General features: G+C 62.7%; 13 protein-coding genes. All 13 read right to left on the minus strand.

The window, feature by feature from the left end; genetic code table 11:
* Positions 1-97 precede the first annotated feature (97 nt).
* The 13 genes from CD175_RS04735 to CD175_RS04805 all read right to left on the minus strand — a co-directional run bounded on the left by CD175_RS04735 (position 98) and on the right by CD175_RS04805 (position 13,787).
* Positions 98-973, minus strand: coding sequence for an SDR family oxidoreductase (locus CD175_RS04735; protein ID WP_104447861.1), 876 nt, complete (start codon positions 971-973; stop codon positions 98-100).
* Positions 974-1,135: 162 nt separating this feature from the next.
* Entirely contained in the window at positions 1,136-2,284 is a 1,149-nt protein-coding gene (locus CD175_RS04740; protein WP_104447862.1) for an acetyl-CoA C-acetyltransferase, read from the minus strand.
* Positions 2,285-2,442: 158 nt separating this feature from the next.
* The gene (locus CD175_RS04750; RefSeq protein WP_104447863.1) at positions 2,443-3,498 is read right to left on the minus strand and encodes an acyl-CoA dehydrogenase family protein; all 1,056 of its coding nucleotides are present in this window, start codon (positions 3,496-3,498) and stop codon (positions 2,443-2,445) included.
* Positions 3,499-3,508: 10 nt separating this feature from the next.
* On the minus strand, positions 3,509-4,675 hold the full coding sequence (locus CD175_RS04755; protein WP_104447864.1) for an acyl-CoA dehydrogenase family protein: 1,167 nt from the start codon (positions 4,673-4,675) through the stop codon (positions 3,509-3,511).
* Between the two features lie 10 nt (positions 4,676-4,685).
* A complete protein-coding gene (locus CD175_RS04760) occupies positions 4,686-5,441 on the minus strand; it encodes an enoyl-CoA hydratase family protein (RefSeq protein WP_104447865.1) in 756 nt (251 codons plus the stop codon).
* A gap of 30 nt (positions 5,442-5,471) precedes the next feature.
* On the minus strand, positions 5,472-6,539 hold the full coding sequence (locus CD175_RS04765; RefSeq protein ID WP_104447866.1) for an NAD(P)H-dependent flavin oxidoreductase: 1,068 nt from the start codon (positions 6,537-6,539) through the stop codon (positions 5,472-5,474).
* Between the two features lie 2 nt (positions 6,540-6,541).
* A complete protein-coding gene (locus CD175_RS04770; RefSeq protein WP_104447867.1) occupies positions 6,542-7,414 on the minus strand; it encodes an enoyl-CoA hydratase in 873 nt (290 codons plus the stop codon).
* 25 nt (positions 7,415-7,439) lie between these two features.
* Positions 7,440-8,228, minus strand: coding sequence for a CoA-transferase subunit beta (locus CD175_RS04775; protein ID WP_104447868.1), 789 nt, complete (start codon positions 8,226-8,228; stop codon positions 7,440-7,442).
* 12 nt (positions 8,229-8,240) lie between these two features.
* Positions 8,241-9,122: a CoA transferase subunit A gene (locus CD175_RS04780; RefSeq protein WP_104447869.1), complete on the minus strand. Its 882-nt coding sequence runs from the start codon at positions 9,120-9,122 to the stop codon at positions 8,241-8,243.
* Positions 9,123-9,133: 11 nt separating this feature from the next.
* The gene (locus tag CD175_RS04785; protein WP_104447870.1) at positions 9,134-10,024 is read right to left on the minus strand and encodes a VOC family protein; all 891 of its coding nucleotides are present in this window, start codon (positions 10,022-10,024) and stop codon (positions 9,134-9,136) included.
* 234 nt (positions 10,025-10,258) lie between these two features.
* A complete protein-coding gene (locus CD175_RS04790) occupies positions 10,259-10,618 on the minus strand; it encodes a DUF6124 family protein (RefSeq protein WP_104447871.1) in 360 nt (119 codons plus the stop codon).
* A gap of 738 nt (positions 10,619-11,356) precedes the next feature.
* Positions 11,357-12,478, minus strand: a complete 1,122-nt coding sequence (locus tag CD175_RS04800) for an LLM class flavin-dependent oxidoreductase (RefSeq protein WP_104447873.1) — start codon at positions 12,476-12,478, stop codon at positions 11,357-11,359.
* A gap of 124 nt (positions 12,479-12,602) precedes the next feature.
* Positions 12,603-13,787 (minus strand): acyl-CoA dehydrogenase family protein, encoded by a 1,185-nt coding sequence (locus CD175_RS04805; RefSeq protein ID WP_104447874.1) that lies wholly within the window; start codon positions 13,785-13,787, stop codon positions 12,603-12,605.
* Positions 13,788-14,073 lie beyond the last annotated feature (286 nt).

A 14,073-nucleotide genomic window follows, 5' to 3' on the forward strand; every position in this document is an offset into this window, starting at 1 on the left:
TTGCGCCGAAGTCCATCGCGAGCAGGCTCGCTCCTACAGGTGATCGGCATCAGGGGCCGATTATAGCCGCGTGCCGCCCTCCCGAGACCGGTCTTTTTCAGCTGCCGTACACTTTGGCCGCCGGGACCGCTTGCGTCAGCAGTTGCGCGACGGCATCGCCCATCTCGCCAACCGCCCAGCGGCCCTGGCGATCCAGTTGCGGGCCACGGCGCCAGCCATCGGCGATCGACAACTTGCCGCCCTCGACTTCGAACATCTGCCCTGTCACCTCGGCGGACGCCTCGGAACCCAGCCACACTACCAGCGGCGCGACGTTTTCCGGGGCGAAGTAATCGAAGCCCTCTTCAGGCTTTTTCATGGTGTCGGCGAACACCTGCTCGGTCATCCCGGTCCGTGCGGCCGGTGCCAGGGCGTTGGCGGTGATCCCGTAACGGCGCAATTCGGCCGCCTGCACCAGCGTCAGCGAGGCAATACCGCCCTTGGCCGCCGCGTAGTTGGACTGGCCAATGGAACCCTGCAAACCGGCGCCGGAACTGGTGTTGATGATCCGCGCATTGACCCTGGCACCGCCCTTGGCCTGCTCACGCCAGTACTTCACGGCGTGGCTGGAAATGCAGAAGTGGCCCTTGAGGTGCACGGCCACCACGGCGTCCCAGTCGGCTTCGCTGAGGCTGGCGAACATGCGGTCGCGGCAGATGCCGGCGTTATTGACCACCACGTTCAGGTCGCCAAAGGTTTCGATGGCCTGGCGCACGATCAGCCCCGCCGAGTCATAACGGGTGATGTCGTCGCTGTTGGCCACGGCACTGCCGCCCTGGCCGAGGATTTCGCCGACCACGGCCAGGGCCGCTTCGCGGTTGATGTCGTTGACCACCACCTTCGCGCCTTCGGTGGCGAAGGCCATCGCGTAGGCGCGGCCCAGACCACTGCCGGCACCGGTGATGATCACGACGCGGTTTTCACAGATTTTCATGTTCTACATCCTTCAAATTCTTTACTGGTCGACACAATTTCCTGTAGGAGCGAGCCTGCTCGCGATGGTCGTTAACGAATACGCGGGGTATCTGAATAACCGCGTCGTTCTTGAGTCCATCGCGAGCAGGCTCGCTCCTGCAGAATCGGTGTACATCCTGGTTTACAAACGTTCGATGATGGTCACGTTGGCCTGCCCACCGCCTTCGCACATGGTCTGCATACCAAAGCGACCGCCACTTCGCTCCAGTTCATGCAGCAAGGTGCACATCAAACGGGTGCCGGTGGCGCCCAGCGGATGGCCGAGGGCAATCGCGCCGCCGTTGACGTTGGTCTGTTCGTGCGGATAGCCGGTCTCTTTCAGCCAGGCCATGGCCACTGAAGCGAAGGCTTCGTTGATCTCCACACGGTCGATGTCTTGCAGCTTCATCCCGGCGCGCTTGAGTGCATAAGCCGTGGCCGGGATCGGCGCGGTGAGCATCCAGATCGGGTCTTCGGCGCGCACGCTCAGGTGATGGATGCGTGCCCGAGGCGTCAGGCCGTAACGCTTGAGCGCCGCCTCCGAGACGATCAGCATCGCGCTGGCCGCGTCGCAGGTCTGGCTCGACACCGCGGCGGTGACCCGGTCGCAGCCGAACAGGAATTCCAGCTCGGCCATTTTTTCCAGGCTGGTCTGGCGCGGCGTTTCATCGTGCAGCACACCGGCCAACGGCACGATCTCGCGATTGAAGCGACCTTGCTCGATGGCCTGCAGAGCCCGTCGATGGGACTCCAACGAATAGGCTTCGAGCTGCGCCCGGGACAGGTCCCACTTTTCGGCGATCATCTGCGCCGAACGGAACTGCGTCGGCGGTTGCGCGCCGTAGCGCCGCACCCAGCCTTCGGAGCCGCTGAACGGATCGGTGAAGCCCAACGGCTCGGCGGCAATCATCGCCGAGGAAATCGGGATCTGGGTCATGGTCTGCACGCCACCGGCGATGACCACGTCCTGGGTGCCGCTCATCACCGCCTGGGCGGCGAAGTGCACCGCTTGCTGGGACGAACCGCACTGACGATCGATGGTGGTGCCCGGCACCGATTGCGACAGGCCGGCCGCCAGCCAACTGGTGCGGGCGATGTCACCGGCCAGCGGGCCGATGGTGTCGACACAGCCGAAGATCACGTCGTCGTAATCCTCGTCGGGAATGTCATTGCGCTCGACCAGTGCGCGTAATACGTGGGCGCCCAGGTCGGCGGCGTGGATCTGGCTCAGACCACCCTTGCGCCGCCCGGTAGGGGTGCGCAGGGCGTCGACGATATAGGCTTCAGGCATGGTCTACCTCGGTATAAAAATTAAGATCAGGCGCCGATAACCTGTGGGAGCGAGCCTGCTCGCGAATGCGTCAGTTCAGTCGACAAAAATGTTGAATGTGCTGCCGCCTTCGCGAGCAGGCTCGCTCCCACAGGGGGGGCGTCACCCTTACTGACGGGTTAAAACGTACTGCCCGCACCCAGCGCCGGGTTACCCTCGAACAGCGCCGCGCGAATCCGCCCTTTGTGACGGCCGCGATCGCCCCAGACCTTGTCCAGCGCCCAGGCGCGTTTCATGAACAGATGCAGGTCGACTTCCCAGGTGTAACCCATGGCGCCGTGGGCCTGGATGGTGTTCTTCGCCGCGAGCATGGCCGCTTCCGCCGTTGCCAGCTTGGCGTGGGACACCAGCACGTCCTGCCCCGGTTGCTGCTCGGCCAGCGCATAAGCGGCGCGGTACAGCGGGCCTTTGGCGAACTCGATCTGTACCGCGACGTTGGCCATCAAATGCTTGACCGCCTGGAACGAGCCGACCGGCTTGCCGAACTGCTTGCGCTCAAAGGTGTAGTCCACCGCCAGGTCGACCATGCGTTTGGCCAGCCCCAGCAATTGCGCGCCGCTGGCGAGGGCGCCACGGTTGAAGGCGGCAGCCCACAAGCGCCGGCCTTGTTCGCCGCTGGCTACGCAAGTAGCGGGAGTCGGCGTCCATTCGACCTGGAACAGTTGACGGCTCGGGTCGACCGACTCGTTGCGGGTCAGGCGCACGGCATCGCGCTCCAGTGCATGCACTTCATCACCATGGGCCAGCAACAGCAGATCGGCAACATGGGCATCGCTGACCAGCGGGTTACCCGGTTCGGAAACGGCCAGCCGTGCACTGCCCTCGGCGACCCGCGCCAACCAGTATTGCTTGAGCGCCATGTGTTGCTCATCGAGGGCGGCGAGCAACGGCACGCCCACCAGCATGGTGTCCACCAGCGGTTCGGGCAGGCCGGCGTAACCGCATTCCTGGGCAATCAGCACGAAATCCAATTCATTCATGCCCATGCCGTCCTGCGCCTCGGGCACGGTCAGCGCGGTCAGGCCCAGCTCCACCAGTTGCGCCCAGAGTCGCTCACTGCGCCCGCTATCGCTCTGCCACAGTTCGCGAATGCGTTCCGGGGTGACTTCGTTGATGAGGAAGCTGCGGACGTTGTCCTGAAACAGCAGTTGGTCGCGGCTGAAACTAAAGTCCATGGTCTATTCCTCAGGCACGCGGCATGCCGAGCATGCGTTCGGCAATGATGTTGCGCTGGATCTCGTTGGTGCCGGCGTAGATCGGCCCGGCCTGGGCAAACAGGAAACCTTCCAGCCAATGGCCGACGTCACCGGCGGCCGGGGCTTGCGGCAACAGCTCGCCACGCAGGCCAAGAATGCTCATGGCGGTGTCGTGCATGCGCTGGTCGAGTTCGGACCAGAAGATCTTGTTGGTCGACGACTCCGGCCCGATCTTGCCGCCCTGCACCAATTGCGAGGCGGTCATGTAGGTGCTCAGGGTGTAGGCCTCGGCATCGAGCCAGGCACGCATCACCGCCTCTCCGATAGCCGGGTCGCGGTCGGCCTGCTCGCGGTTGGCCTGGTACAACTGCACCAGACGCTTGGCGGTTTCCTGGAAGCGCGCAGGCGAGCGCAGCAACAAACCGCGTTCGAAACCGGCGGTGGACATCGCCACGTGCCAACCCATGCCTTCACCGCCGAGGGCGTTCTCCACCGGCACCTTGACGTCGTCGAAGAAGATCTCGGCAAAGCCCGGCAAGCCGTTGAGCTGCGGAATCGGCCGCACAGTGATGCCCGGTGTATTGAGCGGCAGCAGGATGAAGGTCAGGCCGTGATGGCGCTGGGACTGTGGATCGGTGCGGAAAATACCGAACACCCAATCGGCCCACACCGCGCGGGTCGACCAGGTCTTCTGGCCATTGATCACGTAGTGGTCGCCCACCCGTTCCGCCTTGGAGCGGATCGCCGCCATGTCGGAACCGGCACCCGGCTCGGACCAGGCCTGGGCCCAGATGTCTTCGCCGGTGGCCATGCGCGGCAGGAATCGCGCTTTCTGCTCTTCGCTGCCGTACTCCATCAGGGTCGGGCCGAGCAGGAAGATACCGTTCTGGTTGACCCGTGCCGGCGCCCCGGAACGGTAGTATTCCTCTTCGAAAATCAGCCATTCAATCAGGTCGCAGCCGCGCCCGCCGAGTTCGGTCGGCCAGGTGACCATGCCCCAACGGCCTTCGTTGAGTTTGGCTTCCCAGGCGCGGTGCTCGGCAAAGCCCTGTTCGGTGTCGAACGATTGCAGCGGTTCACTCGGTACATTGGCCGCCAGCCAGGTCCGCGCCTCAACGCGAAAGGCCTGCTGGGCCGGGGTATAGGTCAGGTCCATGGATATGCCTTCAGCCGTTGAATCGGGCATCGCGTTTCTCGACGAACGAGTCGCGTGCTTCCTGAGAGTCCAGTGAGCGGTAGGCTTCGAGGGTGAAGCCCTGCTCCCAGCGGTATTTGTCTTCCAGATTGCCGTCTTCGATGCCGGTCAGCGCTTCCTTGGCCAGGCTGATCATCCCCGGGCTCTTGGCGGCAATGGTGCGGGCGATCTGCAACGCGGTTTCACGCAAGTCTTCACGCTTGACCACCCGCTCCACGGCGCCCAGACGGTAAGCCTCGGCGGCGTCGATCGGCTCGCCGGTGAAGTACATGTGGCGGACCTTCTGCACCGGGAACAGGCGCTGCAAATGCGCGCCGCCACCCATGGCCCCGCGATCCACTTCCGGCACGCCGAAGGTGGCGCACTCGGACGCGACGATGATGTCGGCAGCGCCGCAGATGCCGATGCCGCCGCCCAGCACGAAGCCGTGCACGGCCACGATCACCGGTTTCGGGTTGCGGTGGATGGCCTTGAAGCTGTCGTAGTTGCCCTTGTTCACCGCGACGATCAGGTTGCCGTCGGCGGCCAGTTCCTTGATATCGACCCCGGCGCAGAAGCCGCGACCTTCGGCACGGATCAGGATCACCCGCACATCGTTGTTGCGGCCCAGCCCCTCGATCTCGCTGGCGATATCAGCCCAGCCCTGGTTGTTGAAGGCGTTGACCGGTGGCCGGTTGAACACCAGTTCGGCAATGCCGTTATCGATGCTGACGCTAAATGGTTTCATGGTTTCCTTCCTTCACAATGCATGGCCCCTTCACGACACACGGCGGCACAGCTCGCCCAGGCGCGCTTCGGCGTCGCGGACGATCTGTTCAATCAATTGGGCGCAGCTGGGCAAGCTGTCGATGGATGCGGCGATCTGCCCGGCGGGCAACACGCCCGCGGCCGGTTGCCCGTCGACCATGGCTTTCTGGATCACCATCGGCGCGTTGGCGGCCATGATGCTTTGCGCGGCGGTCAGCTCTCCGCTGCCGCGCATCTTCAGCGCGCTGGTCAGCAGTTGCGTCAGGCTCATGCCCGTATGGCGGCGGTAGGCCAGACCACTCTGCAAGGCCAGCAACAGGCGCTTGAGACCGCCGCTGTTTTCCAGCTGGTTGAGCAATTCGTTGCGGATCATCCGTTGCGGCATGCCGTCGATGGCGCGGCTGATGATGATCGCCGCCGGGTCCTTGACCGCCAGGTAACGCGCCAACGTCGCCTGCGGCACCGGGCTGTCGGCGCACATCAGGAAACGCGTGCCCATGGCGATGCCTTCGGCACCGTAGGCCAGGGCCGACACAAGGCCTTTACCGTCTTTGAAACCACCGGCCGCCACCACGGGCACCGAAACCGCATTGACCACTTGATCGAGCAGCATCAAGGTCGGCACGGAACCGGTATGCCCCCCGCCCTCGCCGCCCTGCACCGTCACCGCATCGGCGCCCATTTCCACGGCTTTCTGCGCATGCTTGAGTGCGCCGACCGTGGGAATGCACACCACGCCGGCATCTTTCAGGCGGCTGATCATTTGCTTGCCCGGCGAACGGCTGTAGCTGACCGCACGGACTTTGTGGCGCAACACCAGCTCGACGATCTCGCCGGCATTGGCCTGGTACATGTGGAAGTTCACCCCGAACGGCTGATCGGTCAGGCGCCGGGTTTCGAGGATCGCCGCTTCCATCTGCTGCGGTTCGATGGTCGCCCCGGCGAGAAAACCGAAACCACCGGCATTGCCCGTGGCCGCCACCAGCTTCGGGTCGGCGACCCAGCCCATGGCGGTCTGGATGATCGGGTAGCGGCAACCGAGCAGCTCGGTCAGGCGGGTATTCAACGAAATCGCCATGCTCACGCCTCGCCCGTTTTGCGCTGGGAACTGGCCATGGCCTTGGCGTCGTAGCCGCCGAGGCGGTCACCGGACACCAGTTCGTTGTGGGCATGGGCGAAGTGATGCAGGCCGAACACCATGTCCATGGTCGCGCGCTTGCCCATCAGGTCTTCGGCGTTGTTCACCGCTTGCTTGCTCAGTTGCAGGCCCAGGCGCGGCATCTGGGCAATGCGCCCGGCGATGTCGAGGGTCTGTTGTTCCAGCTCGTCGCGCGGCACCACACGATTGAGCATGCCCATCTGATAGGCACGCGGTGCCGGCATGCGCTCGCCGAGGAACAGGAATTCCTTGGCGATGCGCGGGTTCAATTCATGCACGTGGGCGAAATACTCGACCCCGGGAATGCCCATGCGCACCACCGGATCGGCGAAGTACGAATCCTCGCTGGCAACGATCAGGTCGCAGACCCAGGCCAACATCAGCCCACCGGCAATACACGCGCCTTGGACCATGGCGATGGTCGGCTTGGGCATCTCGCGCCAGCGCCGGCACATGCCCAGATAGACTTCCTGCTCGCGAGCATAGAGAAACTCGCCGCCCGGTTTGTTCACATGGTCGTACCACAGGCTGGCGCGATCGAAGCTATTGTCGACGTCGCGGCCCGGGGTGCCGATGTCATGCCCGGCGGAGAAATGCTTGCCGGCGCCGCGCAACACGATGACTTTCACTTCATCGTCATCGCAGGCCCGGCGAAACGCCGCGTCCAGCGCATAGGTCATCTGCGAGTTCTGTGCGTTGTGGTACTCGGGGCGGTTCATGGTGACGATTGCCACCGCATCGCGCACTTCGTACAGGACCACTTCGGCCTCGTTCTTGTCGTTGTGTTCAGCCATCACTTGTCTCCGAAAACGCGGGCGCTCAGCGCTGGCCTGGCGGATTGTCTTTAAGCTGCAGGGCGCGCAGGTTGTGCGGGTCCAGACGCTGGATCAGTTGCAATTGCTCGCTGGTCGGGGCCGCGGTGGTCGGGCAGTCGTCCGGCACGTGCAACTCAAAGCCGGTGTTGTCCTGGACCTGCGCCGCCGTCACGCCGGGGTGCAGCGAACGGATGCGCATCTGCCGTTGCGGGCCCAGGAAATCCAGGACGCAGAGGTCGGTGATGATCAGGCGGATGTCGATGTCGTCCAGCTTCCAACCACGCGCCAGGCGGGCCGGGTTGTAGCCGACCGAAGCGACCATATCGACCTCGCCTTCGACGAACACCCGACGGTTGTGGCTCGGCACACAAAACGAGTTGGCGTGGCTGATCGAGTTGCCGGGGAAACCACGCACACCGAGCATCTGCGCCTTGGGTTTGGCGTAATCGCCGATGCAGGAAATGTTCGCCTGGCCAAAGCGGTCGATCTGGGTCGGGCCGACCAGTGCATGGCGCTTGCCGCCCCAGACGTTGTCGAAAATCCGCGAGAAACCCATCCAGCTGTCACGCTTGGGCTCGTAGCCCTTGCGTGCGCCCAAAGGCACCGGTTCGGCGACCATGTAGGCTTCGGAGTCGGTCATCAGCAGTTGCGGGTTGCTGCTGAGCATGGCCAAGGATGCCGCCAGGCGCGGGATCACGCCGATGCCGGTGGCCAACACTTCGCCGTCTTCGCGCCAGGCTTCGGAGGCCGCGCAAATCATCAGTTCGGCGAGGCTGTAAGTGGTAGTGCTCATCGGAAGGCTCCCTTAGAAAATCGGCAACGGCAGTTCACGGATCGCAGCCAGGCCGCCAACCTTGTCCAGGTACTGTTCGTGGGTGCAGTCGACGTAGTCGCGCACGTACCCTTCCCAGCCATCGGCCGCCTGCACGGTGGCGTTGTAGGCCTTGAAGTGCGCGAAGTCGAAACCGTACAGCGGCGCGCAAGACGACGGATGCGCACCGCCCGGCACGTGGGCCACGGCGGTGGTCAGGTTGCTTTCCCAGAACACTTGATGGGCGTGGGCGCTGTCCTGATGGAAGTAGTCGCTGTCGACCAGTTCATCGCAGGTCACGTAGCTGTGGGTGGCGGCCCGCACGAACAGATCGTCCATGTAATGATCCGGGCCGCTGATCTGGCACACGCCACGTTTGTCGGCACGGTCGACATGCACCAGCGCCGCGTCGAGCTTCAGCGCCGGCATCGCCACCCAGTCCTTGCCATCGGCGTAGGGCGAGGCGATCAACTTGATCTGGCGGTTGTGGCGCAGCACATCGGTGCCCAGGCCCACCGCCGTCGGAATGAACGGCACATTCATCGCCGCCGCCCGCAGGCCGAGCAGCAGCATGCCTTCGTCGATTTCCATCACGTCCAGCGCCGCTTCCTGACGCGCCTTGCGGAAGTACGGCTCCAGTGGAATGAAATCCAGGGAGACGAAGGCGAACACCAGTTTCTTGATCTTGCCGGCCGCGCAGAGCATGCCGACATCGGCGCCGCCGTAGGCAACCACTGTCAGGTCCTTGAGGTCCGAGCGCAGAATCTCGCGTACCAGCGCCATCGGCTTGCGACGCGGGCCCCAGCCACCGATACCGATGGTCATGCCGTCACGCAGTTGGCCGACAATCTCGGCGGTGGTCATTTGCTTGTCCATCGTCTTGTTCCTCATTGGCGACCGACACTGAAGTCGTGGCCCCAGTGGCTGACCACGGTGCTTTCGAACGGCGTGTGGCGGTCCCAGTCGACCACCAGGCCATCGCAGCCGTACTCCAGGTCAAACCCGGACGGGGTCTTGATGTAGAAAGAAATCATCTGGTCGTTGGTGTGCTGGCCCAGGGTGGCCGACAGCTTCACGCCGTTGGCGTGGACGCGGTCCAGGGCGCGGCCGACTTCGTCCAGCGCGTTGACCTCGACCATCATGTGCACGCAGCCGTGGGGCATCGGGCACTCGAAAATCGCCAGCGAGTGGTGGCGACCGTTGTTGCAGTGCAGGAAGTGGATGCGCTTTTGCGGCTCGGCCGGGTCCGGGGTGAAGCGGACTTTCATCAGGTCCGACAGGCCAAAACCCATTACCTGTTCGTAGAAGTCGCGGCAGCGTTCAAAGGCGGGTGCCGGCAGCACCACGTGGCCCATGCCGAGGTCGTTGGTGACAAAACCTTTGACGCCCACTGGCGAAACAAAGCGAGCGAAGTCCTGCAGCGGGCCCCAGAAAATTTCGTGGCGATTGCCATCCGGATCACTGAAGTGCACCAGTTCCTGAACCTTGCGCAGCTCGGCCTCGGCGGCGGTGCCACGGGTCACTTGCACGTCGGCCTGTTGCAGCTCGCTGACCGCCTGCTCCAGCGCCGCCTTGCCGGCCACTTCCCAGCCGCAGGCCCCGAAGCCGTTCTCGGCACTGTTCTGCACCAGCACGCGGTAATGACGCTCGTCCATTTTCAGGTACAAAAGCTCATCGTCGTCGCTGACCATCATGCCCAGCACCTGGCTTGCGTAGTGGCGCCATTGCGCCAGGTTGCTGGATAACAGGGTGACGTAACCCAGACCGCGGATATCCATGGATGCACTCCTCGTTTTACTCAGGCGGTGCCGCCCTTCGGCGACTGCCGGGGGAGACTTTATGTAAGGCCTATTCAAACGGGTTCGGGGAGGGTCAACATCGTCCAATGGGACTAGCGGATTCAACCGTGTAGGAGCTGTCGAAGGCTGCGATCTTTTGATCTTGATCTTCTCGGCATCGATGAAAATCAAGATCAAAAGATCGCAGCCTGCGGCAGCTCCTACAGGGGGGTGTCAGGCGGGTTGTTCGATTTGATCCAGCAGGCGGTTTGCCGTGATTTCCGCGAGCATCACGCTATTGGAAATGCCCAGCAGTGCATTACGGTCTCCGCCCTCCAGATGATCCACCAGTTGATGCACCATCATATCCACCGAGGCCAACGTCTCCACCAGATAAACCACCAGTGTTTCGGTCGTAGCCTCAGGGTCGACGCTGAACAGCGTGCTGATTGTTCGAGGGGTGGCTTTGATGTCGGCGGTCGAGGGGAAGTGGTAAGCGAGGGCTCGCTCGGCGGCTTCGTTGAGTTTTTTGGAATCGGGTTCGTATGGGGATGCCGGATCGGTGTCCGGCGGATTGGGCGTTACCTTGAACATTTACGACTCTCCAATAATGTGGAGCCGTCACCGACTTGCGACTAAACGAGAGGTGGCAGCTGTACGCAGGTTAGTCGACCGGGGAGAATCGAAACCGGCGCGCCCGAAGGCGCCCTGCGCACAGCTACCATAAAGTGCAGGCATGAAATGACCTGACTGTCTGGATGCAAATGCGCTTCGATTGACCACGGGCGACTAAACCCGATCACTGATGGGCAGTGACACGAATCAAGTTACCGAGCGGCCCCAAGGCGCACAAGCCGGCGGATTCTGGCGTACCTGTAGGCAACGACGCAAGGCGTTGTAGCTTTCATCAAGTAACACTGACAGCCGTTAAACAACCTCTGTTTAAAGGCCAAATCGGTGACGCGAACTTGCGCAATAACCTGTAGGAGCGAGCCTGCTCGCGATGGTCGTCAACGATAACGCTGAAAGCCTGACACCCCGCGGCGTTCTCCGGTTTATCGCGAGCAGGCTCGCTCCTACAAGGGGTATGTGGTGTTCAATCTTATTCGGCAGGCATAAAAAAACGGGCCTTGGGGACCCGTTGGAAAGGTGGCCTGGCGTCCGTGCCAGTCCTGCAAAAATGTGGCATGGGGTATGACACTGAACCTGTGGGAGCGGGCTTGCCCGCGAAGGCGATCTGTCAGCCAACTGAGATGTTGAATGTAATGCCCTCATCGCGGGCAAGCCCGCTCCCACAGGGATGGCGTTGTTAGACGCCTTGTGCTTTACCCGTTATTCCTTGCGAAAGTGCGGAATCACCTTCTCGCCAATATTCTTCAACGTCTCCAGTTGCGCCCACTGCGGCACGGTGCCCATCTGGCAGATGAACAGGATTTCGTCGGCGCCGGCGTCGATCAGGCGCTGCACGTAGCCGATGCAATCCTCGACGGTGCCGTAGGCGTGGTTCGGGTTCATCATGGCCATGGTCGGGTCGGAGAAGTCGACGCTGACTTCTTCGGAGGCGAAGCGCGACTTGATCACGCTCTGGCCGTTGCCGTCGACGAAGGTATCATCCTTCCACTTCTCAGGATCCGGACGCTCGCCACCGCCGTACCAGTAGCCCAGGGACTCCATGAAGTAACGCTGGCCACGGATACCGATGCGGCGCGCTTCTTCGTTGTCGTCCAGCACGATGGCCGGGCACAGCGCGGCAATGTGCCGGTTAGGACGGAAGCCCACTTGCTTCTTCTCATCGCGGTTGTCGTAGGCCGTGTGATACACCTCGACCTTCTTGGCGATTTCTTCCGGGCCACCGAAGCCCAGAACCAGCGCGCCCATGCCGCGACCGCCGGCATTCTTCAGCGACTCGGTGTTGGTGCACGCCAGGTACATCGGCGGGTGCGGGTCCTGATAAGGCTTTGGATGGATCGGACGCTTGGGGATCTGCACGAAGTCGCCGTTGTGCTCGATCTCGTCCTGCACGAACATTTTCGGGATCAGGTACATCATCTCGTCGATCTGCGGCTGCAAGGTCGCCAGGTCGTAGCCGAAGGTGCCGGCTTCCTGCTGGGTGCCGCCCTTGCCGACGCCGAAGTGCACACGGCCCTTGGACAGCAGGTCGAGGGTGGCAATGCGCTCGGCGACCTTCACTGGGTGGTTCATCGCCGGAGGCAGGCAGACCACGCCGTGGCCGATGCCGATACGCTCGGTTTTACCGGCCACGAAAGCCAGCATGGTTTCCGGCGCGGACATGTGCGAGTAGTTGCTCAGCGCGGTGTGCTCTACGCACCAGAAGGTGTCGAAACCCAGCTTGTCGGCGAGCACGGCCTGCTCGACCGTGTCTTCGAAAATCTTGCGGTCGCCTTCGCGGCTGGAGTCCACCGTCTGGGCTTCGTAAATCAGGGAAAATTTCATGGTTGATCCTTGTGCTTATTTGGATGCGCAGTCGGCGCCGTAGACCTTCGCCTTACCGCCAATGCTCGTGCATCGACGGGGCGCTCGAATCACGCAAACGGACTAGCCGATTTGTACGGAAGCGTCAGAGGAAAAAGTCGCTGCTGTCCTGCCCCATGCTCACGCCGCCAAGGTTCCAGGCGTACTTGGCCGGGCTGTTGGCGACGTGGGCGCGACCGGTGTGAATGTCGCGGAAGGCACGGTTGATCGCATGACTGCGAAAGATCGTCGAAGCACCGCTGTTGAACATCAGGTCGCCAACGGCCTTGGCGCACTTGTCGGCCACCAGCGCCGAGTCGTAACGCATCTTCACCCGCTCGGGCATGCTCAGCGGCTCGCCTTTTTGCGCGCGTTCCAGCATCAAAGCGAAGTTGCGATGCAGCACGGTCTTGCACTCGTCGACGCAGACCATGGCATTGGCCAGTGACGATTGCGCGGCCGGGTCCTGAACCATCTTGCGACCGTCATTGACCCCGACCCGGGCGCGGTTGTGCTCGACAAACTGATCCACCGCACCCTGCAGGGCACCGATAGCGGACGACGACACCGCTCGCACGAAAATCTGCCCGAACGGCAGGCGGAACAAGGGCGCAGTATTCACCGAGTTGCCCGGACTGTTCTGCATGAAACCGTCGAGCGCGCGATGGGTGCGGTACTCGGGAACGAAGGCGTTTTCCACCAGAATGTCGTGGGAGCCGGTGGCTTCCAGGCCCATGACATTCCAGTTGTCGAGAATCTGGTAGTCACTGCGCGGCACCAGGAACGTCCGATAATCCGGCGCCCCGCCCGCCTCTTCCGGCGGCACCAGCGCACCGAGGAACGCCCAGTCGCAATGCTTGCTGCCGGAAGAAAAGCCCCAACGGCCGCTCAACTTGAAACCACCGTCGACCCGCTCGACCTTGCCCACCGGCATATAGGAAGACGAGATCAGCACGCTGGAATCGCTACCCCAGACATCCTGCGCCGCGCGATCGTCGAACAGCGCCAGCTGCCAGTTGTGGATCGCCACCACCCCCAGCACCCAGGCCGAAGACATGCAGCCCTCGGCCAGGGTCATCTGCACGTCGAAGAAGTCCTTGGGCTCCAGCTCATAGCCTTCCCAGCGGGAAGGTTGCAGGATGCGAAAGAACCCGGCGTCGTGGAAATCCTTCAGGGTTTCTTCAGGCAACTGCCCGGCTTGCGCGGCGTTCAGGGCGCGTTCACGCAGGATCGGCACCAACTCACGGGCACGTTGGCTCAGACGCTGGCGAATCAGGTCTTGGTTGAGCATTTTTATTGTTCTCCTTTGTTCACCCCATCCGCCGGGGCGCGCGTGCAACGGGGCGGGTGTAGTGCCCCTACGCTGGCATTCAAACAATGCGCAAAGCGGCGGGCATCCCTCAAACGGACCATGTGGGATTGCGGAACTGGTCTCTGGGGGTGTATCTGAAAGGGATGTGCTTGCTGGCAGGCCGTCTTCGCGGGCAGACCCACATTGAGTTCCCTGTTTTACTCGAGACTTGTGGCCACTGAAGATCACTGTGGGAGCGAGCTTGCTCGCGATGGCTTTGTGTCAG

It is taken from the genome of Pseudomonas laurylsulfatiphila (genome assembly GCF_002934665.1).
GTDB classification, from domain to species: domain Bacteria; phylum Pseudomonadota; class Gammaproteobacteria; order Pseudomonadales; family Pseudomonadaceae; genus Aquipseudomonas; species Aquipseudomonas laurylsulfatiphila.

Coding starts and splice junctions, on each gene's coding strand:
- CD175_RS04735 (WP_104447861.1), bottom strand. CDS start 973: ATGAAAATCTGTGAAAACCGCGTCGTGATCATCACCGGTGCCGGCAGT.
- CD175_RS04740 (WP_104447862.1), bottom strand. CDS start 2,284: ATGCCTGAAGCCTATATCGTCGACGCCCTGCGCACCCCTACCGGGCGG.
- CD175_RS04750 (WP_104447863.1), bottom strand. CDS start 3,498: ATGGACTTTAGTTTCAGCCGCGACCAACTGCTGTTTCAGGACAACGTC.
- CD175_RS04755 (WP_104447864.1), bottom strand. CDS start 4,675: ATGGACCTGACCTATACCCCGGCCCAGCAGGCCTTTCGCGTTGAGGCG.
- CD175_RS04760 (WP_104447865.1), bottom strand. CDS start 5,441: ATGAAACCATTTAGCGTCAGCATCGATAACGGCATTGCCGAACTGGTG.
- CD175_RS04765 (WP_104447866.1), bottom strand. CDS start 6,539: ATGGCGATTTCGTTGAATACCCGCCTGACCGAGCTGCTCGGTTGCCGC.
- CD175_RS04770 (WP_104447867.1), bottom strand. CDS start 7,414: ATGGCTGAACACAACGACAAGAACGAGGCCGAAGTGGTCCTGTACGAA.
- CD175_RS04775 (WP_104447868.1), bottom strand. CDS start 8,228: ATGAGCACTACCACTTACAGCCTCGCCGAACTGATGATTTGCGCGGCC.
- CD175_RS04780 (WP_104447869.1), bottom strand. CDS start 9,122: ATGGACAAGCAAATGACCACCGCCGAGATTGTCGGCCAACTGCGTGAC.
- CD175_RS04785 (WP_104447870.1), bottom strand. CDS start 10,024: ATGGATATCCGCGGTCTGGGTTACGTCACCCTGTTATCCAGCAACCTG.
- CD175_RS04790 (WP_104447871.1), bottom strand. CDS start 10,618: ATGTTCAAGGTAACGCCCAATCCGCCGGACACCGATCCGGCATCCCCA.
- CD175_RS04800 (WP_104447873.1), bottom strand. CDS start 12,478: ATGAAATTTTCCCTGATTTACGAAGCCCAGACGGTGGACTCCAGCCGC.
- CD175_RS04805 (WP_104447874.1), bottom strand. CDS start 13,787: ATGCTCAACCAAGACCTGATTCGCCAGCGTCTGAGCCAACGTGCCCGT.